Source organism: Caballeronia sp. LZ003 (assembly GCF_031451465.1).
In the GTDB taxonomy this organism is placed as follows: Bacteria; Pseudomonadota; Gammaproteobacteria; order Burkholderiales; family Burkholderiaceae; genus Caballeronia.
The window spans coordinates 1-405 of sequence record NZ_JARUXJ010000210.1 but is presented as its reverse complement, the minus strand read 5'-3'; the positions used below and the strand labels follow the sequence as shown (position 1 = coordinate 405).

General features: G+C 62.0%; 1 pseudogene. It reads right to left on the bottom strand.

Annotation, left to right across the window (positions count from 1 at the left end):
• A pseudogene (locus tag QCE79_RS34485) lies at positions 1-366 on the bottom strand (tail assembly protein); the annotation flags it as partial.
• Positions 367-405: the final 39 nt, after the last annotated feature.

Here is a 405-nt window from a genome sequence, read left to right as displayed (position 1 = left end):
CATGAGCATCATGTCGATGCCGAACTTGTTGCCTGGAATCAGCCACATCGACGCAGCGCCTGCCGCGGCAAGCGCCACGCCCGCAATCGTCTGGAAGATTCCGCCCGCCTTACTTCCTGCAAGCACCGGTGCGATGCGAATCGGCTCGCCGCCAGACGGCCAGTCGAGCTGCGTCTCTGTCACGTTGCGCTGTCCGACGAACACCGCATAGCGCACGCCTTGTTCCCCGCTCTTGCAGAGCTCGCGCCAAAAGCCCGGAATCATGGCACCAAGGGCACCGATTGCTTCGCGAGGAGAACGCACGACATAGGCGTGGTCGCGACCGAACTTGGCCCCCAGACTCCCATAGAGCCTGATTGGGCGCACTACATCTTCCAATTGAGCGTCTCCCGATGACGCAGCACA